Raw genomic sequence first — 26,900 nt, 5'->3', positions numbered from 1 at the left:
ACGTGGGACTCTATTTGGAGTTTCCAGCGTTAGATAAGGATTTTCCGATGCGGAGTTTTACGAATGAGGGTGGCGTCATTGTGTATCCTCACTGGCACAAGGAGATTGAGCTTATTTACGTGATTGAGGGGCGTTTGAACCTTGGCGTGAATGATGTGCCGATTCAGATGGCAGAGGGCGAAATTTATGTGATTAATGGCGGCGATGTGCATTATTTCTTGGCATCGCCGAACAGTGAACGGATTGTGCTACAGTTTGACTTGAATGTTTTTCAGGAGTTTTCGCTCACGGAGGATGAGGGCAAGCGGTTGCGCGATTTGTTTTTGCATGTGTCGCCGTCGAGTGCGGATTGGAATCCAGATGTGGCGAAGCTGGTTGCGGAATTGATGCAGGTGATTCATCTGGAGAGCTCGCAGCGCAAGGCGGGCTATCGCTATGTTGTGAAGGCTAAATTGTACGAGATGTTGGCGGTTTTGGAGCGGGATGTGCCAAGGCTTGTGCGTGATTCTGCGGAGGACGCGACGAGCAAATCACAGGAAACGCTTGAGAAATTGCAGCAGATTTTTGCGTATGTCGAGGAACATTATCAGGAGACGATTACGCTTGGGCAGGTCGCGGATCATGTTGGGTTTAGTTCGTATTATTTCACGAAGCTTTTCAAGCGCAATATGGGGATTACGTTTATGACTTTTGTAAACGATTACCGACTCAGCAAGGCGAAATGGATACTGCTAAATGAGGAGACGCCGGTGACGGAAGTGGCTGAGCTGGCGGGGTTTAGTAGTGTGAAGACATTTCATCATGCCTTCAAGCGTGCCATGGGTGTGTCGCCGCTCAAATATAGGAGGACAATATTCGGGAATAAGTAAGCAATAAAGTAGGAAGAAAAACCTCGGTTTGTTTTGTATCATGGAGATAATAAAACAAATGGAGGTTTTTTGATGACTTTAAAAATTGGAATTATAGGCTGTGGCGGTATTGCAAATGGGAAACATATGCCGAGTTTGGCGAGTGTGGCAGAAGCAGAAATGGTCGCGTTTTGTGATATCGTCGTGGAACGTGCGGAGAAGGCGAAAGTGGATTTTGGGACGACAGATGCAAGCGTATACACGGATTATAAGGAATTATTGGCAGATAAAACGATCGATGTGATTCATGTTTGTACGCCGAATATTTCACATGCGGAGATTTCGATTGCGGCGATGGAAGCTGGGAAACATGTGATGTGCGAGAAACCAATGGCGAAAACAACGGCAGAAGCGCAAGCGATGATTGATGCTAGCGTGAAAACGGGGAAGAAATTGACGATTGGGTATCAAAATCGGTTCCGGAAAGATTCGCAATTTTTGCATGAGGTTTGTGAGAATAACGAATTGGGCGAGATTTATTACGCGAAGGCAAAAGCGATTCGTCGTCGCGCGGTTCCGACTTGGGGTGTGTTCTTGGATGAGGAGGCGCAAGGTGGTGGCCCGCTGATCGATATTGGGACGCATGCGCTCGATTTGACGCTTTGGATGATGGATAATTATAAGCCGAAATATGTGGTTGGGAACGCGTATCACAAGTTGTCACAACGCGCGAATTCGGCGAACGCGTGGGGACCTTGGGAACCGTCGAAGTTTACCGTGGAGGACTCGGCGTTTGGTTTCATCACGATGGAAAATGGGGCGACGATTGTGCTCGAATCAAGCTGGGCGCTGAATACGCTGGATGTTGGCGAGGCGATGACGACGCTTTGCGGGACGGAAGGTGGCGCGGACATGGAAGACGGTTTGCGGATTAACGGCGAATCGCATGGTCAAACGCATCAAACGGAGATTGAGCTTGAGGTTGGCGGTGTTGACTTTTACGATGGAGCGGGCGATGATCCGGCAGAACTTGAGGCGCAACAGTGGATTGATAGTATTTTGAACGGAACGGATCCTGTTGTGAAACCGGAGCAGGCGCTTGTCGTGACGCAAATTTTAGAGGCGATTTATGAGTCTTCGAAGACGGGCCAACCGGTGTTTTTCCAATGACAACGCCGATTGCAATTCAGTTGTGGAGTGTGCAGGACGCGTGCGCAGAGGATTTCTTCGGAACGCTGGAACACCTTGCTGAGATGGGATATGATGGCGTGGAATTCGCGGGTTATTACGACAAGTCAGCGGCGGATTTGAAGGCAAAATTGGCGGAACTCGGGCTTGGGATTGCGGGCTCGCATATTCCGTATGAGCGGTTGCGCGATGAGCTCGACGCGGTGATTGCTTTTGAAAAGGAGCTTGGAAATGACTACCTCGTTTGTCCTTATGCGGATTTTGAGACGGAGGCGGAGTGGATTGAATTTGCGAAGTCGCTACGTGTAATTTCCGACAAAATTCGCGCGGCTGGACTGCATTTCGTGTATCATAACCATGCACATGAGTTTGAAAAGTTGGGCAATGACTACATTTTGGACGTGTTGTTAGCGGGCGTGCATGGCTTGGAAGTCGAGCTGGATACGTATTGGGTGCATCATGCGGGCGTTGACGTGGTGCCATATATGGAGCGTTGGGCCGACCGGATGCCGCTCATTCACTTAAAAGATATGAAACGTGCGCCAATCGAAAGTACGGAGATCGGCAACGGTGTATTGGCTGTGAGGCGTTTTGCAGAACTCGCAGAACAAAACGGCGTGAAGTGGTTTGTGATTGAGCAGGAAGCATTTGAAAAGGCACCGCTTGTGAGTGTGGAAATTGGCTTGAAGAACTTAAGAAAGATGGTGGGCAAATAATGACGAAAGTAACGGTTTGGAATGAATTTCGCCATGAAAAAGAGAGCGAAGAAGTTGCCGCAATTTATCCAGATGGCATTCACGGTCAAATTGCGAGCTTTTTAAAAGCGTCAGGACTCGATGCCAAAACGGCGACGCTAGACGAGCCAGAGCACGGTTTAACCGAGGCAGTTTTGGCAGATACAGATGTGCTCGTTTGGTGGGGACACATCGCGCATGATCAGGTCGAGGAGGAAATCGTGAACCGCATCCATAAGCGAGTTTTGGAAGGAATGGGCTTGGTTGTTTTGCACTCTGGGCACATGTCGCGAATTTTCATGAAGCTCATGGGTACAAGTTGTGATTTAAAATGGCGTGAAGCGGACGAGAAAGAACGGCTTTGGGTCGTGGCACCGAATCACCCGATTACAGCTGGCGTTCCTGAATATATCGACCTTGAAAAAGAGGAGATGTACGGCGAGCATTTCGACGTTCCTGCTCCTGAAGAATTGATTTTTATCAGCTGGTTCGAAGGCGGACACGTATTCCGCAGTGGCGCCACGTATAAACGCGGTAACGGCAAGATTTTCTACTTCCAGCCGGGTCACGAAACGTATCCAACGTACCATAACGAAGACATTCAAAAAGTCATTACGAACGGCGTCAACTGGTGTGCCCCGACTTCATGGGTATATCCAAAATACGGTAACGCAGAACCATTAGAAAAGATCGGAGGAAAATAACATGAAATTAGGCGTATTTACACCACTATTTGCAAATTTAAGTTTGGATGAAATGTTGGACAAGGTAGCAGCCGCAGGACTTGGCGCAGTAGAAATTGGCACAGGTGGGAATCCTGGAAACCATCATTGCCCAACCGACGAATTACTCGCAAGCGAAGAAGCACGTTTGGCTTATTTGAAGAAATTTGAAGATCGTGGTTTAATCATTAGTGCGTTTAGTTGTCATGATAATCCGATTTCACCAGATCCAGAAGAAGCGCGCGCGGCCGATGACATTTTGCGGAAATCGATCCGTTTGGCATCGATGATGGGCGTACCAGTCGTGAACACGTTCTCAGGGACAGCGGGTGACAGTGATGAGGCGAAAGCTCCGAACTGGCCAGTAGCGCCTTGGCCAACGGTTTACAGCGATATCAAAAAATGGCAATGGGAAGAAAAGTTAATCCCTTATTGGAAAGAAATTGGGCGTTTAGCAGAAGAATACGACGTCAAAATCGGCATCGAACTTCACGGCGGATTCCTTGTTCACACGCCGCATACGCTCTTAGAACTGCGCACAGCAACGAGTCCAGCAATTGGCGCGAATCTCGATCCAAGTCATCTCTGGTGGCAAGGCATCGATCCCGTTGGCGCAATCAAGATTCTCGGTAAAGAAGGTGCGATTCACCATTTCCACGCCAAAGACACATACCTTGACCAAGACAACATCAACCGCTACGGCCTGCTCGATATGCAACCGTACGGCGATGTCCAAACACGCGCGTGGACGTTCCGCTCAGTTGGTTGCGGGCATAGCGTGAAAGAATGGTCTGATATGATGAGTGCCCTGCGCACGTTCGGCTACGATTACGTTGTCAGCATCGAGCATGAAGATCCGCTGATGTCAATCGACGAAGGCTTCCAGCGTGCCGTGACGAATTTGCAAACCATCTTAATCAAAGACGAACCACTAGACATGTGGTGGGCGTAATGAAAAATTTAGTTATCATCGGTTTTGGCGGTATGGGCAGTTATCACGTTGAACTTATTGGCGCAGCTAGCGGAATCACTGTGACAGGCGTCTACGATATTGCACCCGACCGCATTCAAGCAGCCACGGAAAAAGGTCTTGAAACGTATCCAAGCTTCGAAGTCGTACTTGCTGACGAAAAAGTAGACGCAGTACTAATCGCGACACCGAATGATAGTCATAAAGATCTCGCAATCCAAGCGCTAGAAGCTGGTAAAGACGTGGTTTGTGAGAAGCCAGTCACGATCACGAGTAGCGATTTAGAAGCCATTCTCACGGTTGCCAAAAAAGAAAACCGAACATTCATGGTTCACCAAAATAGACGCTGGGATTCTGACTTTCTAATCGTACGCGACATGGTTCAAAAAGAAGCCCAAATCGGCAACGTATTTCATGTTGAGTCCCGCGTACAAGGCGCAAACGGAATCCCTGGTGATTGGCGCCATCTCAAAGAACAAGGTGGCGGCATGGTACTTGATTGGGGCGTACACTTACTTGATCAACTCCTATTCATGACCGACAGCAAAATCAAGACTGTATCAGCGAACTTAAGCTACATTCTTGGCGATGAAGTTGATGACGGATTTACAAGCTTCATCACATTCGAAAACGGCGTCACAGCCCTAATCGAAGTCGGCACAACCAACTATGTTAAACTGCCACGCTGGTACGTTAAGGGCACAGAAGGCACAGCCGTCATCGAAGACTGGGATTTAAGCGGTGAAATTATCGCACCAGATCGGACCGTTGCCAAAGTCGAGCCAACGCCAATCCAAGCAGGTCAAGGCCTCACAAAAACAATGGCACCACCATCCGAAGAATCCACAACGAGAAGCCCAATCACGCCGGTAGCAGCCGATATGTCCGGTTTCTACGATAATTTTGCAGCAGTCCTAAATGCCGAAGCAGAGCCTATCGTAAAAAATGACGAAGTACACCGCGTTCTCCGCTTAATTGAAGCCCTAATCGAAGCAGGCGAGCAGAATAAAGTCGTTTTTTTCAAAGAATAAAAGCTCAATAACTTGCGAAACCCAGCGTAGTATACTATACTTACCTTATTCAAAATCAGTACGCCCGATAAGGGGAGTAGCAGTATAGCAATGTCGTCAGTACGGGATAAAACCCCGGCATTGTTAGCAATTTTTGTCGATTGTTTGCGAGACCTTACGTTTATTCGTGAGGTCTTTTTATTGCGCTTAAATGGCAGAACGCTCAGGCAAGTTGATGCGAACAATCTAGTCAAAACAGGAGGAAAACTATTGAAGAAATTACTTTTTTTCGTGATGTCAATGATGCTCGTTTTTTCACCACTGGGTACCGTGACATACAACACAATCATGCCGTCAAAATATGAACAAGTAAGTGAGGCGCACGCCAAGGGCTACCGCTCGCCAAGTCGATCTTACCGACCAAATAATAACCAGGTCAAACGAAATAACAACAGCACGACAAACAAAGCAACAAATAACCAAACTGCCAAAAAATCCAATCGTGGCTTCTGGGGCGGCCTAATGTTTGGTGGCTTAGCGGGTCTACTATTCGGTAGTATGCTCGGCAATATGGGCGCATTCGGCGATATTTTAGCCCTAATTATCAACGTTATCGCGATTATTGTCATCATCCGCCTATTGATTTATCTCTTCCAAAAATGGCGTAACCGTAATAATCCGAAGCCACAAGCGAATGTTTTCGATCACCAAGGAACGACGAATGCAACACAGGAAACTGGGAATAGCACGATTGTTCTCGACGAAGGAAATATTTCCAACGCGGTCATCCATTTCTTCACACACGAAAAAGGCTTACAATTAGAGGACGTAGAAGTTATTTTGACATATGACGATCAAAAAGGTTTCGGCGCAGATGTCATGAAAAACAATACACTAGTTCAGGCTTTAGATCACTTTTCACTCATCCAAGCTATCCGCTACTGGGCGACAAAAGAAGCCCATTTCGATCCAAACTGTGGCTTAGAATTACGATTCTCTGAAACGGAAGGAATCACAGCGATAGTAACTGAATAGAACGCAATAAGGGAGAAGGCGTCTTTGACAGGCGTCTCTTTTTTATGTATTAGTGCTAACGGCAATATTACAAAAATAACGGAAAGTAATGATTTATACCCAGGTTTATCCGCCTTTTTTTGTCCTTTTTAAGTAAGCGCTTTCTATGTCTTTTGTCGTGCATTTGGATATAAAGTATGAAAAATGTTATATATAATCTAAAAATTTCCCTTCAATTGTCTCATTTCGTATAATAAGAGAGAAGATATGAGGAGGGATTGCAATGTTGTTTGAGGATATGGAAAAGTATGATTATGAACAGGTTGTTTTTTGTCACGATAAGGCTTCAGGGTTAAAAGCGATTATCGCGATACATGATACGACGCTCGGTCCAGCGCTTGGTGGATGCCGGATGTGGCCTTATGAAACAGAGGAAGAGGCGCTTCAGGATGTACTCCGCTTGGCTCGGGGCATGACATATAAAAACGCAGCTGCCGGACTTCCCCTTGGCGGCGGAAAAACGGTTATTATTGGTGATCCGAAAAAGGATAAATCAGAGGAGATGTTCCGCGCGTTAGGACGCTATGTGGAGCGACTAAACGGAAGCTATATTATCGCGGAAGACGTTGGTATCACAGTAGCTGATATGGATTTAGTGCATGAAGAAACGAAACATGTGACGGGAATATCCGAGCGTTTTGGCTCATCTGGAAACCCGAGTCCGATGACAGCATTCGGCGTTTATAGCGCGATGAGACGCACAGCTTTAGAAGTTTTTGGAACAGATTCTTTAGCAAATAAAACAATCGCGGTACAAGGCGTTGGAAATGTTGCTTTTGCGCTATGCCGATTGCTTCATGAAGACGGCGCGAACTTGATCGTGACGGACATTAATACCGAAGCCGTAAATCGTGCTGTGACGCAGTTTGGTGCGAAAGCAGTGGCATCAGCGGATATTTATGATGTCGAAGCAGATATTTTTACGCCATGTGCACTGGGTGGTATTTTGAACGATGAAACGATTCCTAAGTTAAAAGTTGCGGCTGTTTGTGGTAGCGCTAACAATCAACTGTTGGATGCGACGAAACACGGGGAAATGCTGGCAAACGAAGGCATTCTATACGCGCCAGATTACATTGTCAACGCTGGCGGAGTTATCAATATTGCCGATGAACTGAACACATATAACGAAGCACGCGCGCAAAAGAAAATCGGTGAAATTTATGATCAGATTGGAAAAGTATTTGAAATTGCAAAAATGGAACAAGTGACACCAGCAGAAGCGGCGAATCGCATGGTGGAAAATCGGATGGAAGCGGCTAAAACCAGTAAAATAAGCTAGCTCTATTATTTTTTAGAACCTTCCAAATATGGTATAGTAATGAAAGAAGGACATATCGATTTGGAGGGAAACGGAATGAATAAACCATTATCACTGTATTTTGTGCGTCACGGTCAAACGTATTTAAATAAATATGAGAAAATGCAAGGTTGGGCAGATTCACCATTAACTCCCGAGGGAACAGAAATTGTAAAAGCGAGCGGTCGGGGTCTTGCGGATACAGAGTTTGTTGCAGCATACTCCAGTGATTTGCACCGTACGATTGCGACGGCAGAGCTTATTTTAAAGGAAAATAAACATGGTTTTGGTTTAACGCTAGAGCCACGCAGTGAATTCCGGGAAACTTTTTTCGGCTCATTTGAAGGCGATGCGAGTGCGATGACGTGGGACCGGGTTGCTAAAAAGATGGGATTCGCCTCAAAAGCAGAACTTTACGCTAAGGCAAATGTGCGCGAGACGATGAACGGTACGAAAGTCGCTGATCCGACGCATGATGCAGAGGATTTTATGACATTTTGGAATCGTGTGGAGCAAGGTTTTCTGCATGTGGTCAATGCGCATCGGGAAACGGGTGGTAATGTGCTGATTGTGGCACATGGCAATACAATACGAAACATTGTACATGAACTAGAGCCAAGCGTGAAAGCCGATTTCGTGCTAGATAACGCTAGCGTGACGGTCCTTACCTATGAAAACGGCCTATTCAAAATTGAGCGCCTGAACGATACATCTCATTTTATTGAGAACGTGTAAAAAATAAGCTAAAACTTACGCCGAAATGTAAGTTTTAGCTTATTCTTGTGTAGTTATCTAAAAGCAATATTAACAATACCTATGGCTAGCATGCCTAATAAAATAAGTACTGTGACTGTAATATGCCATCTTTTATACATCACAATAATCGCAATAAATTCACGCATCAGTGCATTTGGTAAATAATAAAGTGCTGTTTTGGAGCTAATACCCTGACTTTTTAATCCAGCCTTCCGTGCATAGAGACTAGCTCGAAACAGATGGAAATTATTTGTGACAAAGATGCTACGGTATTTCGGTTTTAAATCATCCATTAAAGTTTTTGAAAAACGCATATTTTGCAATGTATTGACTGACAAATCTTCCAGCAGGACATGATTTTCCGGAATCCCTTTATCAAGAAGGTAGTTTTTCATCGCGAAAGCTTCGGATACGAGTTCATTAGGCCCCTGACCGCCAGACACGATAATCTGAGGCGCAAATTTTTTCGCAGCTTGTTTATAATAAAAAACAATGGCTCGGTCCAATCGACTAGCAAGAAGTGGGGGGACTCTGGTTCCATCTATCAGGCCGCTCCCTAACACGATGATGAAGTCCTGCTGTAAGCGCGGTCGATTGTATTGATAAATATAGGAGGAAGTCAGGAAACTGAAGAGTAGGAATGAAAAGTAGCCTAAAATCAAGAATAATGCGGTAAAAAAGATACTTAACCAAACCGAGTCGAATATCGTGATTTGCAATATGATGAGGACGATGAGCGCAAGAATCATGATGCCAACAAATAATGTAAGTAGATTCGGTATTTTCCGACCTTCGCGCTTCGCCATAAGTCGCCCATTATAAACTAATCCGATGCCCAAACCGACGATAAGGAATGGGAAAAGCGCCAAAATCAAGAAGAATACACCAACGACGATGAGCGCTATGAGATTGCTATCCGTTGACATTAAACCATACGCCACGGCAAGAATGGTGAAAAATAATGCGATTGTGAGAAAAATGCCGTTGCTCACTCTCCGTTTGTCAATAATGAATAATATCAAAAATAAAATAAAAAAAAATCCTGCGATATAAGCGAGTACCATAATTATAACCTCTTTTCTATACCTACACTCCTAGTATACTGGGTATGCTTTCGGAAAGGCAAGTCAATTTTTCGTAGGTAGGCAAAATAGACATTCCTAAAGGCGAGATAATTAGGATTTGTCAAATTTGTGAACAAATGCATAAGGGGATTGAGTTCCTATGTCTTTTATGATAGATTTAGACTATAAAAGAGAGTGAGGGAAATGAGAGATGAAAATGAAAAAGCTTACATTGTTAGTCTTAACTTTGGTTATGGGGATTGTCCTAGCAGCATGTGGCAATACGCCGCAAGAAAAATTTACGAAAAGTGTTGAAAAAACGTCAGAACCAGCCGATCAGTCGACTTCCACAATTGGCATTACGGTTGATGAGTTACCAGCAACATTAAAAGCGCAACAAAGTGCGGCAATGTTGGAAGGCTTAACTGTTAAAATGACGGTCGCTAATGACCAAAAAGCGCAAAAATCGGCGACTACGATTGCTGTTAAAACGGCGGGATTAGTAAATTTAGACACGACAGTAGATCTATTGGTAGATTCAAAAGCAGAGAAAGTATACTTCCCATTGAGCGATTTATATGATGATAAAGGAAATTTAACAACATTACTTGATCAAGTAACAAGCGGTATGTTCTCACAAATCAAGAAGGATAATCCAGATTTAGCAACGAAATACGTGGAATTTTCTGATCTTGCAAAAGATTTAACAGATGAGAAAGCGAAAAAAGAAGCAACAAATACGAAAGAAGTAGAAAAAGCAACGAAAGATTTAAGCAAAAAAGTAACAAAAACAGTAACGGACTACTTCAATAGCCTACCAGAAGATCGTTTTAAAGAGGGTGACGATGGAGAGGTGACAGTGAAGCTAACAAAGACTGATATCACAAAATTGGCAAACGAATTAGTGAAATTAGCTGATGATAAAGACGTTAAAGCTGATTTGAAAGTCATCGCAACATCACAAGGTGTCTCGAAATCTGACTTTGATGAGCAATATGCATCAGCAGTGAAATCAGCGAAAGATACCATTAAAGATCTAGAGGATGAGAAAGACGCAGCAATCACAATTGATGCAACGATCAAACCTGGTAAAAATGACTCGATTGAAAACATGAAAATGAAAGTAAAAATCACGGATACATCAGACAAGGAAAATCCTGAATCAATGGCCTTTACAATGACGATGAAAACGACAGATTCAGCTAAACTTCCGAAATTCCCAGAAGCATCTGATGTGATTTCGACAACAGAGCTACAAAAAATAATGGAAGAAGCAACCGCGAGCTATTATAAGTCGATGTATGGCGATGCTTTAACGGATACATCAGATATAGTTCAATAAATCTAGAAGAAAAGATGCTGGATCATAATTTGAATACAGCATTAAAAACTCAAAAATAAAAAAGCAGGAATCTTGTATAAAGCCATTATAGAGAATGGAATATACAAGATTTCTGCTTTTTTCATTTTAGAGCCTCTTTTGTCCCAGGGCTGTTCTTATATTATTTTTTTCTACGCAAGAAAATGGCGCCAAGTGCTGCGAGTAAGCTTCCAAAAAGGACGGTTGATGTCGTGTTTGTATCGCCTGTATTGGGTAGAGTCTTGGTAGGGCTCATTTCTGCGGATGGATTGACGTTCACTGGTACAACCGGACTTGTCGGTTGCCCTGGTGTTCCAGGTTGCGCCGGTGTCACTGGCTTTGCTGGATCTACCGGTGTAATCGGATCTACAGGTAAAATTGGCTGTGCTCCTACAATCACTGTTATCGTGAACTGTGTCTCATTACCATCGCTATCTGTTACGCTGTACGTTACGTGGTAGATACCTGCTTGTTGTGGATTCACGTCGTTGCTGATGACTTTGATTAGGCTCGTGATGTCACCGTCTTCTAAGTCTTCTGCTGAAACGCCTGCCATCGGATCAAAGGCTTGACCGAATGCTAGTGTGACGTCGCTTGCGTGAATCATTGGTTTTTCATTTGTTAATACAGTTACCGTGTACGTTTGTTCCGTTGTGTTGCCATCGGAATCGGTGATGCGGTAGGTCACATGATACACGCCAGCAACGTCAGGATTCACATCGTTTGTGACAATCTGGATGTTTGCTGTGATATCGCCATCTTCTGTATCGCTTGCTGTGATTCCAGCCAATGGATCAAACGCGCGACCAGCTTTGAAGCTACTGTCCTGACCTGTAATGACCGGCTTGTCATTGCTTAGGACGGTGATAGTGCTTGTTTTCTCGGTTGTGTTGCCATCTGAATCAAGGACGCTATATGTGATGTGATACACGCCAGGAACGTCGATGTTGACGTCGTTCGCGATGATTTTAACAGCGCTGCTTAAATCGCCATCTTCCAAATCTTCTGCGGAAACACCTGTCATCGGATCAAACGCTAGATGCGCTTTGATAGTGCGGTCGGCTGCTGTGATGACTGGTTTTTCATTCGTCAAAACAGTGATTGTGATGGTTTTTGTTGTTGTGTTTTTATCTGAATCGGTGATGCTGTATGTGATGTGATACGTTCCTGCGACAGCCGCGTTCACATCATTGGCCGTGATTTGGATATCTTTTGTGACATCCCCATCTTCTAAATCGCTCGCGGAAACAATCGTCATTGGATCAAAGGCAAAACCAGCTTTGAATGTTTGATCCGATACGTGAATTTCTGGCTTGTCGTTTGTACGCACGTATATGTGACGTGTTGCTTTCGTTGTATTACCATCGGAATCGGTGACGCTATATTCAACAGTATACAATCCGTCCATTTTCATGTTGACATTGTTGGCTAGCACTTGAATTTTCAGTGTTACATCGCCATCTTCAAGGTCACTTGCTGTCACGCCATCGAAGGGATTAAAGGTATCGCCAACTTTCAAATAGACGTCCTGGGTGTTGATAATTGGTGCATCGTTTGTCAAAATAGTAACTTTGATCGTCTTCGTTATTGTGTTGCCGTCGGAATCGGTGACGCTGTATGTGACGTGGTATACGCCGGCTTTTTCTGTGTCGACATCGTTGCTTGTCACCGTGATTTTGTTGGTGATATCGCCGTCTTCGGTATCCTGTGCAGTAACTGCTTTTTTCACGTCGTAGGTGGTGTGAATACGTTGCACGATGTCCGATGCGGTAATCGTTGGTACGTCATTACTTGTTACCGTTACGGTGATGGTTTTCGTTGTTGTGTTACCATCAGAATCTGTCACGCTGTATGTCACATGATAGGTGCCGACTTTGCTTGTATCGACGTCATTTGATTGGACAGAAATTTTGTTTGTTAGAGTCCCATCTTCTGTATCACTTGCTGTTACGCCTGCTTTCGGGTCAAACGTTTTCCCTTTTTTCACCGTTTGGTCTATCGCAGAAATCACGGGTGCATCATTACTTGTTACCGTTACAGTGATGGTTTTTGTCGTCGTGTTGCCATCCGAATTAGTCACCGAATACGTGATGTGGTACGTTCCAATTTTGCTTGTATCGACATCATTTGCCGTTACAGTTACTTTTCCGGTTACGTCACCATCGTCGGCATCACTTGCTGTCATACCAGCCAAAGGATCAAATGTTTTGCCTTTTTTCACTGTTGTATCTGCGGCTAAAATCGTTGGTGCAGCATCACTTGTTACCGTCACAGTGATAGTTTTCTTCGTCGTATTACCATCAGAATCCGTCACAGCATACGTCACATGATACGTTCCGACTTTACTTGTATTCACATCATTCGCTGTAATCGTCACATTTGCCGTCACGTCCCCATCTTCCAAATCGCTCGCCGTCACACCTGCCAAAGGATCAAAGCTACTGCCTTTTTTCAAAGATTTATCCGTCGCTGAAATCACAGGTGCATCATTGCTTGTCACTGTTACCGTCACAGTTTTCGTAACGGTATTATCATCAGAATCAGTCACGCTATATGTCACATGATACGTCCCAACTTGGTTTACATTCACATCGTTTGCTGTTACAGTAATCTGGCCTGTCAGATCTCCATCCTCCATATCATTAGCAGTTACACCAGCCAATGGATTGAATGCAGTACCTTTTTTCAGAGAAGAGTCATTAGCTGTAATTACGGGCTTGTTTCGAGGTGTAATCAATCGAATGGAATTTTCAGAAGTATATTTTACACCATTGACGCTTCCGATACCATGTATATTCAAATTAGTTCCTTTTGGCGCGGCATCAGATTTTACATTAATTTCATAAGACAATGTGAAAACATCGGTGCCCTTAGAAAAAGGAAGTTCGACCGTGTGATCTAGCAATGCGCTTTTTGAAACAGTAAATGTTTGGCCATCATTACGTGTTAGTACTATGTTTTCAATGGAAGTCTCATCAAAAAGAGGGGCGATATCTGCGCCGTACTTCATGGTAAAGGCACTAGCGTTTGTAGTCTCATTAGAAATAGTATCATGAACGTATACTTTTTCGGACGGTGCTGCCGTTTGGATGTTATTATTTGACTGGTCGGTGATAGCTAATTGTAATTTAGGAGATATACCATTGATTTGGAGCTTCGTGATAGAAAGTTCTTGAAGGTTACTTCTGTCCCCAGTTGATCCTACAAAGCCAAATTGTACCTCGGTTCCTCCAAATGTTGCTTGTAAATCATCTACTTGATAACTTCCTGTATATCCGATATAGTCATAGCTCAATGTTTTCGTATCGGCATTCCATTCAATCTTCAGAGTGTGTTTTTGACCATCTTCAAAATAGGAACCTTCGGGTAGTACATTTAGTGCATTGTGCTGAATGACAGGACCAACACCTGGTACAGTGATAGCCATATGTTTATTTTTAGGAAGCACATCACGATCCCATGCTTCAGAGTAGTCTGTGCCATCATTAATGTACGTATCAAATTCTATCGCAAGTGCATTTTTGATATAACTATAGCCATACATGCCCATCGCTCCACCAGCTGCTGAGATAGCTTTATTAGCACGAGGGTCATTTTGAATGACAAAAGCCATTCCGTCAGCACCAAGAGGATCATCGCCCATATATAAGTCAGCTTCTAAATAGAAGTTTTTAGTCAAATCCACTTTATTATCACTACTTGACCACATTCCACCAGCTTGTCTTTTCTGATTTGGTGTAATCGTAACGTTATTTTTATCGATACTTGATCCTGTGCCAGGTACAACTGAGAAGTAATCTGTTACATCGAGAACGTTGTCGCTACTCGTTTGTAGTCCCTTCAGTTTGTTCTCCGCTTTATTTGCATATACGGGTGCTGCTTCTGATGCTAGAACAATTGTTTGTAGTGGTAACCCAGCGCATAAAACAAATGCAGCGGATGCTACCCCAATTTTTTTCATAATCATTGTGTTTTTCCTCCTTATACTCAGCGCATATACTACTTATCTTGCACTCATATAATCAGTCTAGCAATATAGCGATGAGAGAAAAATACCAAAACTCTCTAAATGTTCCTGTTTAAATGAATTAATTATGAACTTTTCGACACAAATGTAGGTTTTGGCTAAATGGATACTAGCGAGCATTACTGACCAGTCTCTATTTTTATGGTATGATATGTACAGAAAATGATAAAAAAGGTGAAGCGATGAAGTATACAATAGAAACAATAAAGGAATCAAACACGCGTGAAGTAGCTAAAAAGATTGGCCTGAAAATGCAAGCGGGAGATGTTATCTTACTTGAAGGTGATCTTGGAGCAGGCAAAACGACATTCACTAAAGGGCTTGCAGAAGGGCTAGACATACCACAGATGGTTAAAAGTCCGACATTTACAATTGTTCGCGAATATACAAAAGGACGTATCCCGCTCTATCATATGGATGTTTACCGACTTGAAAACGCAGAGGATGACTTAGGATTGGATGAATATTTTCAAGGAGATGGTGTGTCCGTGGTTGAATGGGCCCACTTTATTGAGCAAGATCTCCCGGCTGAGTATATTCGAATTACGTTGAAGCACCTGACAGAAAATACGCGTGCAATGGAGATAGAACCAGTGGGCACAAGATATGAAGCACTTTGTTCGGAGGTTTTTGGAGAATGACAATACTTGGAATTGATACATCCAATGATACGCTAGGTGTCAGTTTATGGCAGGATAATAAGGTCATCGGAGAACTCGTAACGAATTTGAAAAAAAATCATAGCGTTCGATTGTTGCCAGCGATCGCAGAGTTGATGAAGGAATGTGATGTGACACCGCAAGCGCTGACGAAGATTGCAGTCGCAGAAGGTCCTGGCTCTTATACAGGGCTTAGAATTGGCGTAACAGTCGCAAAAACAATGGCTTGGGATCTCCAAATTCCACTTGTCGGAGTTTCCAGCTTAGCGTTAATGGCGCAAAATGGGCGCTTTTTTGATGGGTTTGTGGTGCCTGTGATGGATGCGAGGCGTGGCAATGTTTACGCGGGAATCTACACAGCGCAAGGGAAGAATGTGGAGCCAGATCAACATCTCGCATTCGCAGATTTACTTGCGAAGCTTGATACAGCAGCTAACATTCTTTTTATCGGCGATAGTTTAGCGAATTTTGAAGCAGATATTACGGCGACAATTGGGACGCGTGCGACGATTGCAGATGCAACTCTCTGCTATCCACGACCAGCTTTTCTCGGTGAACTCGCAAAAACAAAAGATGGTGTTCCGGCGCATACATTTGTCCCGACATACTTAAAATTAGCCGAGGCGGAGAGCAAGTGGCTTGAGGCAAACAAACATGAATGAGGTCACTTTTCGTCAAGCGACTATAGCCGATGTCAAAAGTCTATTACGAATTGAAACAGCCGTATTCAGCTCACCGTGGAGCGAGAAAGCTTTTCGAAATGAATTTTACACGAATCAGTTTGCGCATTATATTGTGGCGGAGCAAAACGAAACGGTTATTGGATACGCAGGTGTGTGGATAATTCTTGATGAAGGCCATATTACGAATGTCGCGATGCATCCTGATCAACAAGGAAAAGGCTACGGACAAGCACTGTTAGCCGAATTACTGCGGATTGCGAAGGAACAGGGCGTGACGCGTTTAACACTAGAAGTCCGCATCTCGAACACGAAAGCACAACAACTATATAAAAAAATTGGATTTAAAGATGGCGCGATTCGGAAAAAATACTATCCGGATAATCAAGAAGACGCGCTAGTTATGTGGGTGGAAGAATGATGAAAAAAAATACATTAATACTTGGTATCGAATCAAGCTGTGATGAAACCGCGGCGTCTGTTGTTAGAAATGGCACAGAAATGCTATCGAATGTTATCGCGTCCCAAATTGAGAGCCACAAACGGTTTGGCGGTGTTGTCCCAGAAATCGCGTCTCGTCATCACGTCGAGCAAATCACGATTGTCATAGAAGAAGCTCTGTCGCAAGCTGGCGTCACGATGAACGATATCGATGCGATTGCAGTGACAGAAGGGCCAGGACTTGTAGGCGCGCTCCTCATCGGCGTCAATGCAGCCAAAACACTGGCGTTCATTCACAATAAACCGATAATCGGCGTCCATCATATCGCAGGACATATTTACGCGAACCGTTTCGAAACCGAAATGACGTTCCCGCTCCTATCCCTCGTCGTGAGTGGTGGACATACAGAACTGGTTATCATGCACGAACACGGCAAGTTTGAAATCATTGGTGAAACACGCGATGACGCTGCCGGCGAAGCGTATGATAAGGTAGCACGGACACTCGGTTTAACTTATCCAGGAGGCGTCCAAATCGACCGTTTAGCAGCGACCGGCGAAGACACGTTTCATTTCCCGCGCGCGATGATGAACGAAGCCAGTTATGACTTTAGTTTTAGCGGACTCAAATCCTCTTTTATCAATACAGTTCATAATTTGCGTCAGAAGGATATGCCAATCAACGAAGCCGATTTAGCAGCGAGTTTCCAAGCAAGCGTTGTCGACGTTCTTGTGGCAAAAACAATCCGTGCGGCAAAAGAATTCAATGTGACACAACTCCTTTTAGCAGGTGGCGTTGCGGCGAATCAAGGCCTTCGCGAGCGGCTCATTAAGGAAACCACGCTAGAAATTCCAAACGTCCAGCTCATCATTCCGCCCCTATCACTATGCGGTGACAATGCAGCGATGATTGCGGCAGCTGGAACTGTATTATTTGAAAAAGGAATCCACGGCGATTTAACGATGAACGCGAGTCCAGGCTTACTTTTTGAAGATACGTATTAAGTTAAGACGAATACATTTCTGCCCTGAAAAATAGGAGTAGAAATATATTCGTCTTTTTAGAGTATTGGTGGTATAATACGTCCATGTTGTATAGCGTTTATGAGGGGGATACAAATGGAAAGAAAAGATAAAATTCGGCTTGGGTTGGCAATCGGTACGCTCGGCATTGTTTATGGCGACATCGGTACGTCACCTCTATACGTGATGAAGTCGATTGTCGCGAGTAACGGCGGGCTAAATCACGTATCTGAGGATTATATTATAGGCTCATTATCGCTTATTTTTTGGACGCTGACGTTACTTACGACAATCAAATATGTCATTATCGCGCTACGAGCAGATAATCATGGTGAGGGTGGCATATTTTCTTTATATGCCTTGGTTAGAAAACGTGGCAAATGGCTCGTTATTCCCGCGATGATCGGTGGGGCAGCCCTGCTCGCAGATGGTGTCTTAACGCCCGCTGTAACGGTCACATCAGCCATCGAAGGATTAGAAGAAATTCCAGCCTTTGACGCACTATTCACTGGGAATACAACACTTATTATTATTATCGTTATCGTTATTCTTAGCGCTATTTTCTTTATGCAACGATATGGAACGATGTTTATCGGGCGGATTTTTGGTCCGACAATGTTTCTCTGGTTTTCCATTTTAGGCATATTAGGCATTATCAATATTCTTGGCGACTTATCGATTTTCCGAGCGTTTTCGCCATATTATGCTGTAGAACTACTTTTTAGCGATCAAAATAAAGCCGGCTTCCTCATTCTCGGTAGCGTATTTCTAGCCACGACAGGTGCCGAAGCCTTGTATTCCGATCTAGGGCACGTCGGTCGTAAAAATATCTACATCACATGGCCGTTCGTCAAAGTGTGCCTATTACTCAATTATTTTGGACAGGGCGCGTGGATTATCTCACTAAAAAATGTTGACGATCCTTTCGTGAACCCATTTTTCCAAAGTATGCCAGAACCGTTCATTATGTACGGCGTATTAATTGCGACACTTGCGGCAATCATCGCCTCACAATCCTTGATAACAGGGGCTTATACGCTGGTTTCCGAAGCCATCGCACTGAATTTATTACCGCGCTTGAGCATTCGTTATCCATCCGAGACGAAAGGGCAGGTTTATATTCCAACCGTCACGACCGTGCTCTGGATTGCCTGTGTGGGAGTAGTCCTCTATTTCCAAGATTCGACGCACATGGAAGCAGCATACGGACTATCCATCACCGTAACGATGTTAATGACGACTGTACTTCTTTTCCAATTCCTATTACGAAAAGGATTCTCAAAACTGGTTACGACAGCGATTCTCATGACATTCGGCGTGCTTGAATTTGCATTTTTCATCTCAAGCGCTGCGAAATTCATGCATGGAGGCTTTGTAGCGGTTATTATGGCAGTCGTAATCATGGCGCTCATGTACATCTGGTTCAGCGGCTACCAACTAAAAACGAAGCTAGTGAAGAACGTCTCTCTGAAGAAATTCATACCGATGCTTGCGAAATTAAAAGTAGATACAGCCTATCCAAAATTTGCGCATAATCTGGTTTATTTGACAAGTAGCCGAAACCCATACCGTGTCGAACATGAAGTCATGGCATCGATTCTTGATAAACGTCCAAAGCGTGCGGATGTCTATTGGTTTGTGAACGTCCAAGTTGTTGATGGGCCATACGCCGCGTATTATACGGTCGAAAGTTTTGAGAGTGATTTCGTTATCCGCGTTCAATTGAAACTAGGTTTTCGCGTCGAGCAAGATATTAATGTTTTCCTCAAACAAATTGCGAAAGACCTTATTGCCAAAGGAGCACTCGAACAACAAAAACGAAAATATACAGCGAAGAATGGCCGAAAACTCGGCGATTTCTGCTTCGTTATTGTAAAAGATGAGCTGAGCGCAGAGGCTGACCTTACGAATTGGCAACGCGTCATCATGAGAAGTAAATTGTTCATCAAGCGATTCACCACCTCACCAGAAAATTGGTTTGGCTTAGAATACAGCGATGTTCAAGTAGAAAATGTCCCACTATATCTCTCGAAGAAGAAAGTCGTGAAGATTCGCAAATGGGATTAAAAAAAACAGGTTGCATCACGAAACGCGGATGCAACCTGTTTATATGTTATTCTTCTAATTCCTCACTCAGAATCGTCCATTCCTCCATCAAATTCTCACTTGATTGCTTCAGAAGGTCGAGTTGCTCTGTCCGTTCATAAGCAGCTTCATGATCTTGATATACGGCAGGATCCAAGAGCTCTTGCTCCATCTCGCTTATTTTGAGATCGGTTTCTTCCATACGCTCCTCGATTTCCTCTAATTTACGCTTTTTCTGACGCATCACTTTTTGCTGTTCCTTATCCAAATGATACGCCTGCTTATTCGTTGCTAATTGCTTCTCCTCAGGGGTCGTTTGTTGTTTTTGCAACGCATCAAGTCGCGCGTGTTCCTTTTGCTCTGCTATTTTATCCTGATAATAATCGTAATCGCCGAGGTAAACCTGCGCGTGCTCCGGATGCATCTCAACAATTTTGGAAGCGATACGGTTGATAAAATACCGGTCATGCGATACGAACAAAATCGTCCCTTCAAAATCAATCAACGCTGCTTCCAAAACTTCTTTACTCTCAATGTCCAGATGGTTCGTCGGCTCATCCAGAATCAGCAAATTAGCACCAATCAAGGTCAATTTTGCAAGGGCAACACGCGCTTTCTCGCCACCACTGAGCGTATTGACCACCTTCAAGACATCGTCATCAGAAAATAAGAAATTCCCCAATGTCGTGCGAATCGCCTGCTCATTTAGTTCAGGATAATCATCCCAAAGCTCGTGCAGAATCGATTTATTGGAGTTCAGTTTCGCCTGCTCTTGATCATAATAACCAATCTGAACGTTGGTACCAAAGCGAAACTCACCAGAAAGCGCCGGAATATCTTTAATCAATGTTTTGAGCAACGTCGATTTCCCAATCCCATTCGGTCCGACGAGCGCGATACTTTCATGACGCTTCATATCGAAAGTCAGTTTTTCAGAAACCCGCTTATCCACCGCATACCCAATCGCCAAATCCTCCACAAAAAGGACATCCTTACCACTAGACCGGTCAAATTGGAAACCAAAATGCGCTGTTTTCTCACTACCTTGCGGGCGGTCTAGCCGATCTAATTTCTCCAACTGTTTTCGGCGGCTCTGCGCCCGTTTCGTCGTTGAAGCCCGGACGATATTCCGCGCCACAAAATCTTCTAATTTTGAAATTTTATCCTGCTGTTTATCAAATTCTTTCCACTGTTGCTCCAACTTCGCCTGCTTTTGAACGAGGTAGCGCGAGTAGTTCCCAACATAGCGATCAATCTGCGTGCGGCTAATTTCGTACACTTGGTTCACGACTTTATCCAAGAAATAGCGATCATGCGAAACGATGAGTAGCGCCCCCTTGTAGTTCTGCAAGTAAGACTCGAGCCAAGAAAGCGTCGCGATGTCCAGATGGTTCGTCGGCTCATCGAGAATCAGAATATCATGGCGCGCCAGAAGCAGTTTCGCCAAAGCAAGCCGCGTTTTTTGACCACCGCTGAGGGATGCAATCAATTTCTCATAATCCGCTTCGAAAAAACGCAAACCATGCAAGACAGAGCGAATATCCGCCTCATATTGGTAACCACCTTGCTCCTTAAACGAATGCTGCAATTGGTCGTATTCCTTCATTGTTTGCTCATACTGCTCTTTATTCTCATAAATAGCAGGGTCACCAAGCCGCGTCTCCAGTGCGCGCAACTCTTGCTCCATCGCTCGCAGCCCCGTAAACACACCCAGCATTTCATTCCAAATCGTTTTCGAAGATTCAAGGCCAGTATTTTGCGCTAAATAACCAATTTGAACATGTTTCGGCTTCGAAATCGTGCCACCATCATAGCTAATTTGCCCAGCAATAATTTTTAAAAGGGTGGATTTACCCGCACCATTTCGACCAACTAGCGCAATTCGATCATTCGTCTGCACTTCTAATTTTATATTTTCTAATATCGTTTCAGCGCCAAAATTTTTGACAATCTGTTGCACTTGTAAAAGTATCATTCTAATTTTCTCCTTCATCTCAAAAATCTATCTCTTCCATAGTTTATCGCAAAGCAAGGCGAGAAGCAATGTCTTGAGAAAGGAAACGCTTACGATAGAATAATTCACAAACTAATCCTTGTGAACTCACTAGCAATATTGTATCTTTTGCTGTATAATGTAACTTAACAAGCGTTGTAACAAAATAGTAACACAACATTTGAGCAAAAACATTGTGAAATTTATGTGAAATGTTTATAGTGAATAAGCAAGCATGTGAAATAAACAACGATATGAATTAGCGCAATCGTTTTTGTTATATCTCCATGTTTAGTAGCACAAGGACGGCGCGCGAAAGCCACTGTCCACTCACAAATCAAAAGGAAGAAGGGAACACACATGATCGAGGAAACGGGCAAGATTCCACAAGCCACAGCAAAGCGTTTGCCGCTGTACCACCGCTATTTGAAATATTTGCATGAATCAGGAAAAGAACGCGTATCATCCGCAGAATTAAGCGAGGCTGTGAAAGTTGATTCAGCAACGATTCGCCGCGATTTCTCCTATTTTGGAGCACTTGGCAAGAAAGGCTACGGCTATAACGTGTCCTACATACTGGACTTTTTTAGTAAAACGCTGAGCCAAGACAAGCAAACGAATGTAGCCATTATCGGTGTTGGTAATTTGGGGACCGCACTATTACACTATAATTTCATGAAAAATAATAATATAAAAATTGTCGCAGCATTTGATGTTGACGCAAATAAAGTTGGAACGGTGCAACAAGATATTCCAATTTATCACTTAAACGACATGCAAGATTTGCTGAAAGAGAACAAAGTCGAAGTCGTTATTTTGACAGTGCCATCCGATGAAGCGCAAACGACTGTAGACCGCTTGCTAGAAGCCGATGTGAAAGGGATTCTAAACTTTACACCAGCACGTATTAGCGTACCAAAACATGTTCGCGTGCATCATATCGATTTGACAACCGAACTACAAACGTTGATTTACTTCTTAGAAAACTATCCAAACAAATAATAAAAGAAGAGCCAGACGCGATGTTTGGCTTTTTTTATGAATTTTAGGAGGTCAAATGATGCATAAGATGCTAGAAAAAATTGTTATGTGGGGGAAGCAACAAGATTCGGTCCGAGCGCTCGTGCTAGAAGGCTCGCTCGCCAAACAACAAGACGTGGACGAACTATCAGATTTAGACATCAACGTCTGGTTTACTGGCGAAGTGCCGTTTGGAAAAACAGTAGAATGGCTCGCGGATATTGACGATATACTCATCGAAAACCAATTACATATGGAGACACCAGCAGGCGAAGTAGCAACTCAACTCGTGATCTTCCAAAACGGCATCAAAGTCGACTTTTCCTTCTGGCCAATCGCCTATTTAGAAAATCCCTTCCCATACTATGAAAAAAAGGCAATCTTGGTAGATAAAGGCGCATACACCGACCAAATCAAACGATGCATCCGTGAAAAAGCGAAACCACCGATGGAAAAAGCAGATTTTGATAAAATCGTGAATGAGTTCTGGTTCGAGTTACATTACGTCGCGAAATTCCTAAAACGCAAAGAAATCTGGTTTGTGCAAGACATCCAAGCAGGTATCCGTACAAACTATCTGTTGCCGATGTTAGAAGAACAAGCCCGCATTACCAAACGAAATCCTTCTTTCTCAGGCCGCAAAATCGGAACTTGGCTAGATCCAGCCTATTTTAACCGCTTACCATCGATTTTTGCGGACTATTCACTTGAGGCAAACTGGCAAGCCATGTGGGCAGAAATCGTCTTATTTGAAGAAGTATCACATTTTATCAGCCAACATTACCAATTTGAACTGCCAACAGCTAAAATAGAAGGAATGAAGCGCTTATTACAAGCCATACAGGAGGGATGACATTGTTCACAAAAGCAGAAATAACGCAAATAAGACTTAGCAAACTTGGAATGAATAAACCATTCACAGATCCAACAACATTCATGAACCAAGCAATCGCCCTACAATCGCAAAATCATCAACCAGCACTCGTCAACTTTTTGCAACACGTAGACATAAGCTGGCATGACGCAGAACAATTCTTTGAAGATAACCAAGTCATTAAAATATGGGCAAACCGATTGACACTCCACACTTGTCTAGTATCAAATTGGGAAATGGTATTTCGCGTTTTTGGAACACGGATGAACATCGTACACCGACTTTGTAAAAAAGAAGACATTGATTTAGCGCTAATTTTGGCGGAAATAGACAAGCTTGGAAGAAGTCAGGAAGTGGTGAGTCGTATGGAACTGGAAGCGATCATTGGCGATTATTCCGCGCAAATCAGATCTGCAATCATTGCACAATCAGCGATACAAGGCATTTTATATCTGCTGCCATCCAGTGATACAATCAGAAATTACAGTCACCGCATGCGACTAGGCAATTATAAAAAGTGGACGAGCGATCCCGAGCAAGATATCGAGGCAATGATGACGCTGATACGTCGCTATTTAGCAGGATATGGTCCCGCGACTTGGGATGATTTCAGACATTGGAGCGGTTTGAACATCGGTGAAATAAAACCAGCAATAGCAATGTTGGCAGCAGAAATCGACACATTCACGCTAGAAGGCAAAACCTATCATGCACTAAAAGGTGAAAAACCCGTACCAGCGTCCGAAAAAGTATTTTTATCAGGAAAATTCGACCAATCCGTGATCGCCTACAAAGATCCAACATGGATAATGACAGAAGCGCAGCGGAAATCAGCCTGGACAGTCAACGGCCACTGCTCCGCGATTATCATAGTAGGAAACCGCGCCATCGGATTATGGAAATACGAATGGAAAAAAGAAACCCTACAATTCACGATTTCCTACTTTGAAAAGCCATATTTTGAGACTGAAATCAAGCAAGAACTAGAACGCTTCGCATCACGACTAGAGAAACAAGCCGCTGAAATTCAATATGAAGGTATTAATACGAATTATTAATTGGCTTGATATTAGGAGGACTTTGATAATGGACTTTGAAAGATTGTTGTTGACTGATAGGATTGAACTTTTTAAGTTTTCTATTGACTTTAACGATGTCGCATACCTTTTATTAATAGATACTTTTTCTAAAGCTCCTAAAAGTTTTGGTGAAAAAATTTTGGAAGATGACTTCATTCCGAATAACAACCATATTATAGTCAAGTGCGGTACGAGACGTGAGCTATCGTTGGGAGAAAGGGAATATATTCTTTCTTTTGTTGAATCATTACTTAGCCTTAAGCCCAGTATTGATTATTTAGTTGATTTCTTTTATGTTGATGCAGACTTAGAAGCAGAGTATCCAGAAAATGATGGAGTATTTGATTTAGTAGATAAAATTAATGACCTATTTAAAACGAATATAGTTATTAAGAATGCTTCATCGATAAATCATATCATGCAAAAATAAATACAAAGAAAGCTTGGAACTATCATCTTAAATGATCTTTCCAAGCTTTCTTTGTATTGTGTTAAACGATAAAGCCTACTCTTTTTTCTTCGTCAAACCAATCCCTACAAACTTAATCCCAGTCACGAAATTAACAGTTGCCATCGCAATCATTAAATATGTCATAATGGACCAGCCACTCGTATTCACTTGGCTAATCGCGAAATAAGTAAAGACAATGGCGAGTATTAAATAAATGAGTCCCTGCATAGCTAAAGGATTTTTCATGATCCGCCTCCTAACAGAAATTGGCCAATCATCGCGAGCACGTTCATCAACATATGCGCCGCAATCGGCACCGCGATTCGTTTCGTTTTCGTATAAATGTAGCACAAAATGAGCCCAATCACGACATAAACGAGTAGGAACGTCAAATCCATGTGCATCAATCCGAAGAAAACAGAGCTAATCACAGCCGCAACGTGAATATTCATCCGCGATGCCAGGCCGCCAAAAATGATTTTCCGAAAAACGATTTCTTCTAAAATTGGTGCCAAAACCGAAGTGAAAACAATCATCAATGGCACCGCACGAGCAAGTTCACCGAGCATTTCGGTGTTCGGTGAGAGCCCACTTATACCGAATAATCCCATGATAAAAACGGATAGCGATTGCCCGAAAAGTAGTGCCACGAAACCAAGCAACGCATAAGCGACACTTTTTCCAACTGAGGCAGGTTCTCCTTTTTCAATCTTCGTCGTTCGCGGTTGTTTACGAAGTAGCATCCAAATAATAATCACGGCCACTAAATTACTGAAAACACTCCAATAAACCGAGGCATACGTGACGACTTGCTTATCCGATAAATCAGTTGCCGCACGTAAAATTCCCATCAAAATCGGAGCGCCAATAAGCGAAGAAAAGTAAGCAGCGAAGTATGTAAGTAGCACATACCAATAACGTCTATTCAAAATAACACGACCTTTCAAATACATAGACAGTACAAATACCTGCCGTTTATCTCATTTCCCTATTGTACTAATTATTGGAGTAACAAGCAACAACGGGGATGCGGAGTATAGAAACGCGTCTCCTTTTTTAGGTGCAAATACTTGCATTTTCCGCTCATTTTTTATAATATAAGAAGTGGGTTAGCACTCTAATGTTAAGAGTGCTAAAAATCATAAACATAGACTTGAGGAGGTTGTTTTAATTGTTAAAACCATTAGGAGATCGCGTTATTATCGAAGTTTTGGAAGCAGAAGAGAAAACGGCAAGTGGTATCGTACTACCAGATTCGGCGCAAGAAAAGCCACAAGAAGGTAAAGTCGTAGCAGTCGGAAGCGGCCGCGTATTAGATAACGGCGATGCAGTAGCACTAGAAGTCGCAGAACAAGATCACATTATTTTCTCCAAATACTCAGGCACAGAAGTCACGTATGACGGGAAAGATTACTTGATCGTGAGAGAATCGGATATATTGGCAGTAATTAAATAAGGAAGCAGAAAGAGCCCGTTTATGTTGATGAACTTTCAAACCGTCGTTTGGTTTGATTTAGTGAATCAATAGGCAGTGGAGCAACG

25 protein-coding genes are annotated in these 26,900 nt (G+C 43.4%); 20 read left to right on the top strand and 5 right to left on the bottom strand.

Annotated elements, in window-relative coordinates; translation table 11 throughout:
* The first annotated feature begins 2 nt into the window (after positions 1-2).
* The 9 genes from HCJ66_RS05225 (at position 3) to HCJ66_RS05185 (ending at position 8,581) form a co-directional block, all read left to right on the top strand.
* Positions 3-869 (top strand): AraC family transcriptional regulator, encoded by an 867-nt coding sequence (locus HCJ66_RS05225; protein ID WP_181676026.1) that lies wholly within the window; start codon positions 3-5, stop codon positions 867-869.
* 72 nt (positions 870-941) lie between these two features.
* Positions 942-2,018: a Gfo/Idh/MocA family protein gene (locus tag HCJ66_RS05220; protein ID WP_187132184.1), complete on the top strand. Its 1,077-nt coding sequence runs from the start codon at positions 942-944 to the stop codon at positions 2,016-2,018.
* Positions 2,015-2,752, top strand: a complete 738-nt coding sequence (locus HCJ66_RS05215; RefSeq protein ID WP_187132183.1) for a sugar phosphate isomerase/epimerase family protein — start codon at positions 2,015-2,017, stop codon at positions 2,750-2,752. Before HCJ66_RS05220 ends, HCJ66_RS05215 begins: the two co-directional genes overlap by 4 nt.
* On the top strand, positions 2,752-3,474 hold the full coding sequence (locus HCJ66_RS05210) for a ThuA domain-containing protein (protein ID WP_187132182.1): 723 nt from the start codon (positions 2,752-2,754) through the stop codon (positions 3,472-3,474). The genes HCJ66_RS05215 and HCJ66_RS05210 overlap by 1 nt, the downstream gene beginning before the upstream one ends.
* Position 3,475: 1 nt before the next feature.
* Positions 3,476-4,444: a sugar phosphate isomerase/epimerase family protein gene (locus tag HCJ66_RS05205; RefSeq protein ID WP_187132181.1), complete on the top strand. Its 969-nt coding sequence runs from the start codon at positions 3,476-3,478 to the stop codon at positions 4,442-4,444.
* The gene (locus HCJ66_RS05200; RefSeq protein ID WP_187132180.1) at positions 4,444-5,493 is read left to right on the top strand and encodes a Gfo/Idh/MocA family protein; all 1,050 of its coding nucleotides are present in this window, start codon (positions 4,444-4,446) and stop codon (positions 5,491-5,493) included. Before HCJ66_RS05205 ends, HCJ66_RS05200 begins: the two co-directional genes overlap by 1 nt.
* 249 nt (positions 5,494-5,742) lie before the next feature.
* A complete protein-coding gene (locus tag HCJ66_RS05195) occupies positions 5,743-6,507 on the top strand; it encodes a DUF2653 family protein (protein WP_181676020.1) in 765 nt (254 codons plus the stop codon).
* 262 nt (positions 6,508-6,769) lie between these two features.
* Positions 6,770-7,828 carry a Glu/Leu/Phe/Val dehydrogenase gene (locus tag HCJ66_RS05190; RefSeq protein WP_187132179.1) on the top strand — a complete coding sequence of 353 codons (1,059 nt, stop codon included), beginning with the start codon at positions 6,770-6,772 and terminating at the stop codon, positions 7,826-7,828.
* Between the two features lie 75 nt (positions 7,829-7,903).
* Positions 7,904-8,581 carry a histidine phosphatase family protein gene (locus HCJ66_RS05185; protein ID WP_187132178.1) on the top strand — a complete coding sequence of 226 codons (678 nt, stop codon included), beginning with the start codon at positions 7,904-7,906 and terminating at the stop codon, positions 8,579-8,581.
* A gap of 53 nt (positions 8,582-8,634) precedes the next feature.
* Here HCJ66_RS05185 and HCJ66_RS05180 read toward each other — a convergent pair whose 3' ends face one another.
* Positions 8,635-9,666, bottom strand: a complete 1,032-nt coding sequence (locus HCJ66_RS05180) for a YdcF family protein (RefSeq protein ID WP_187132177.1) — start codon at positions 9,664-9,666, stop codon at positions 8,635-8,637.
* A 211-nt stretch (positions 9,667-9,877) separates the two neighbouring features.
* Between HCJ66_RS05180 and HCJ66_RS05175 the strand changes: the two genes are divergently transcribed.
* A complete protein-coding gene (locus HCJ66_RS05175; RefSeq protein ID WP_187132176.1) occupies positions 9,878-11,008 on the top strand; it encodes an Lmo2079 family surface lipoprotein in 1,131 nt (376 codons plus the stop codon).
* Positions 11,009-11,168: 160 nt separating this feature from the next.
* Here HCJ66_RS05175 and HCJ66_RS05170 read toward each other — a convergent pair whose 3' ends face one another.
* Complete coding sequence (locus HCJ66_RS05170; RefSeq protein WP_187132175.1) at positions 11,169-14,993, bottom strand: immunoglobulin-like domain-containing protein; 3,825 nt, start codon at positions 14,991-14,993, stop codon at positions 11,169-11,171.
* 242 nt (positions 14,994-15,235) lie between these two features.
* Between HCJ66_RS05170 and tsaE the strand changes: the two genes are divergently transcribed.
* From tsaE to HCJ66_RS05145, 5 genes are all read left to right on the top strand, one after another.
* A complete protein-coding gene (tsaE, locus tag HCJ66_RS05165; protein WP_187132174.1) occupies positions 15,236-15,694 on the top strand; it encodes a tRNA (adenosine(37)-N6)-threonylcarbamoyltransferase complex ATPase subunit type 1 TsaE in 459 nt (152 codons plus the stop codon).
* The gene (gene tsaB, locus HCJ66_RS05160; protein ID WP_187132173.1) at positions 15,691-16,374 is read left to right on the top strand and encodes a tRNA (adenosine(37)-N6)-threonylcarbamoyltransferase complex dimerization subunit type 1 TsaB; all 684 of its coding nucleotides are present in this window, start codon (positions 15,691-15,693) and stop codon (positions 16,372-16,374) included. Before tsaE ends, tsaB begins: the two co-directional genes overlap by 4 nt.
* Positions 16,367-16,813: a ribosomal protein S18-alanine N-acetyltransferase gene (gene rimI, locus HCJ66_RS05155; protein ID WP_187132172.1), complete on the top strand. Its 447-nt coding sequence runs from the start codon at positions 16,367-16,369 to the stop codon at positions 16,811-16,813. Before tsaB ends, rimI begins: the two co-directional genes overlap by 8 nt.
* On the top strand, positions 16,813-17,838 hold the full coding sequence (gene tsaD, locus HCJ66_RS05150; RefSeq protein ID WP_187132228.1) for a tRNA (adenosine(37)-N6)-threonylcarbamoyltransferase complex transferase subunit TsaD: 1,026 nt from the start codon (positions 16,813-16,815) through the stop codon (positions 17,836-17,838). The genes rimI and tsaD overlap by 1 nt, the downstream gene beginning before the upstream one ends.
* 114 nt (positions 17,839-17,952) lie before the next feature.
* Entirely contained in the window at positions 17,953-19,923 is a 1,971-nt protein-coding gene (locus HCJ66_RS05145) for a KUP/HAK/KT family potassium transporter (RefSeq protein WP_187132171.1), read from the top strand.
* Positions 19,924-19,969: 46 nt separating this feature from the next.
* On the opposite strand, the gene HCJ66_RS05140 is transcribed toward HCJ66_RS05145, so the two are convergent.
* Positions 19,970-21,916 (bottom strand): ABC-F family ATP-binding cassette domain-containing protein, encoded by a 1,947-nt coding sequence (locus HCJ66_RS05140; protein ID WP_187132170.1) that lies wholly within the window; start codon positions 21,914-21,916, stop codon positions 19,970-19,972.
* 378 nt (positions 21,917-22,294) lie between these two features.
* On the opposite strand from HCJ66_RS05140, the gene HCJ66_RS05135 reads away from it, so the two are divergent.
* From HCJ66_RS05135 to HCJ66_RS05120, 4 genes are read left to right on the top strand one after another with little or no spacing between them, the layout of a single operon-like run.
* Positions 22,295-22,936 carry a redox-sensing transcriptional repressor Rex gene (locus tag HCJ66_RS05135; RefSeq protein WP_036064009.1) on the top strand — a complete coding sequence of 214 codons (642 nt, stop codon included), beginning with the start codon at positions 22,295-22,297 and terminating at the stop codon, positions 22,934-22,936.
* A gap of 58 nt (positions 22,937-22,994) precedes the next feature.
* Positions 22,995-23,807: an aminoglycoside 6-adenylyltransferase gene (locus HCJ66_RS05130; RefSeq protein ID WP_222717412.1), complete on the top strand. Its 813-nt coding sequence runs from the start codon at positions 22,995-22,997 to the stop codon at positions 23,805-23,807.
* Between the two features lie 2 nt (positions 23,808-23,809).
* Positions 23,810-24,886 (top strand): DNA glycosylase AlkZ-like family protein, encoded by a 1,077-nt coding sequence (locus HCJ66_RS05125; RefSeq protein WP_222717411.1) that lies wholly within the window; start codon positions 23,810-23,812, stop codon positions 24,884-24,886.
* A 28-nt stretch (positions 24,887-24,914) separates the two neighbouring features.
* Entirely contained in the window at positions 24,915-25,337 is a 423-nt protein-coding gene (locus tag HCJ66_RS05120) for a hypothetical protein (RefSeq protein ID WP_187132167.1), read from the top strand.
* Between the two features lie 75 nt (positions 25,338-25,412).
* Here the strand turns inward: HCJ66_RS05120 and HCJ66_RS05115 are convergent, their stop codons facing one another.
* Entirely contained in the window at positions 25,413-25,604 is a 192-nt protein-coding gene (locus HCJ66_RS05115) for a YdiK family protein (RefSeq protein WP_187132166.1), read from the bottom strand.
* The gene (locus HCJ66_RS05110) at positions 25,601-26,287 is read right to left on the bottom strand and encodes a CPBP family intramembrane glutamic endopeptidase (protein ID WP_222717410.1); all 687 of its coding nucleotides are present in this window, start codon (positions 26,285-26,287) and stop codon (positions 25,601-25,603) included. The genes HCJ66_RS05115 and HCJ66_RS05110 overlap by 4 nt, the downstream gene beginning before the upstream one ends.
* Before the next feature lie 242 nt (positions 26,288-26,529).
* On the opposite strand from HCJ66_RS05110, the gene groES reads away from it, so the two are divergent.
* Complete coding sequence (gene groES / locus HCJ66_RS05105; protein ID WP_181676006.1) at positions 26,530-26,814, top strand: co-chaperone GroES; 285 nt, start codon at positions 26,530-26,532, stop codon at positions 26,812-26,814.
* Positions 26,815-26,900: the final 86 nt, after the last annotated feature.

This window comes from Paenilisteria portnoyi (assembly GCF_014322795.1).
GTDB lineage: Bacteria > Bacillota > Bacilli > Lactobacillales > Listeriaceae > Listeria_A > Listeria_A portnoyi.
The sequence above is the reverse complement of the archived record's forward strand: the minus strand, read 5'-3'. Positions and strand labels throughout refer to the sequence as shown.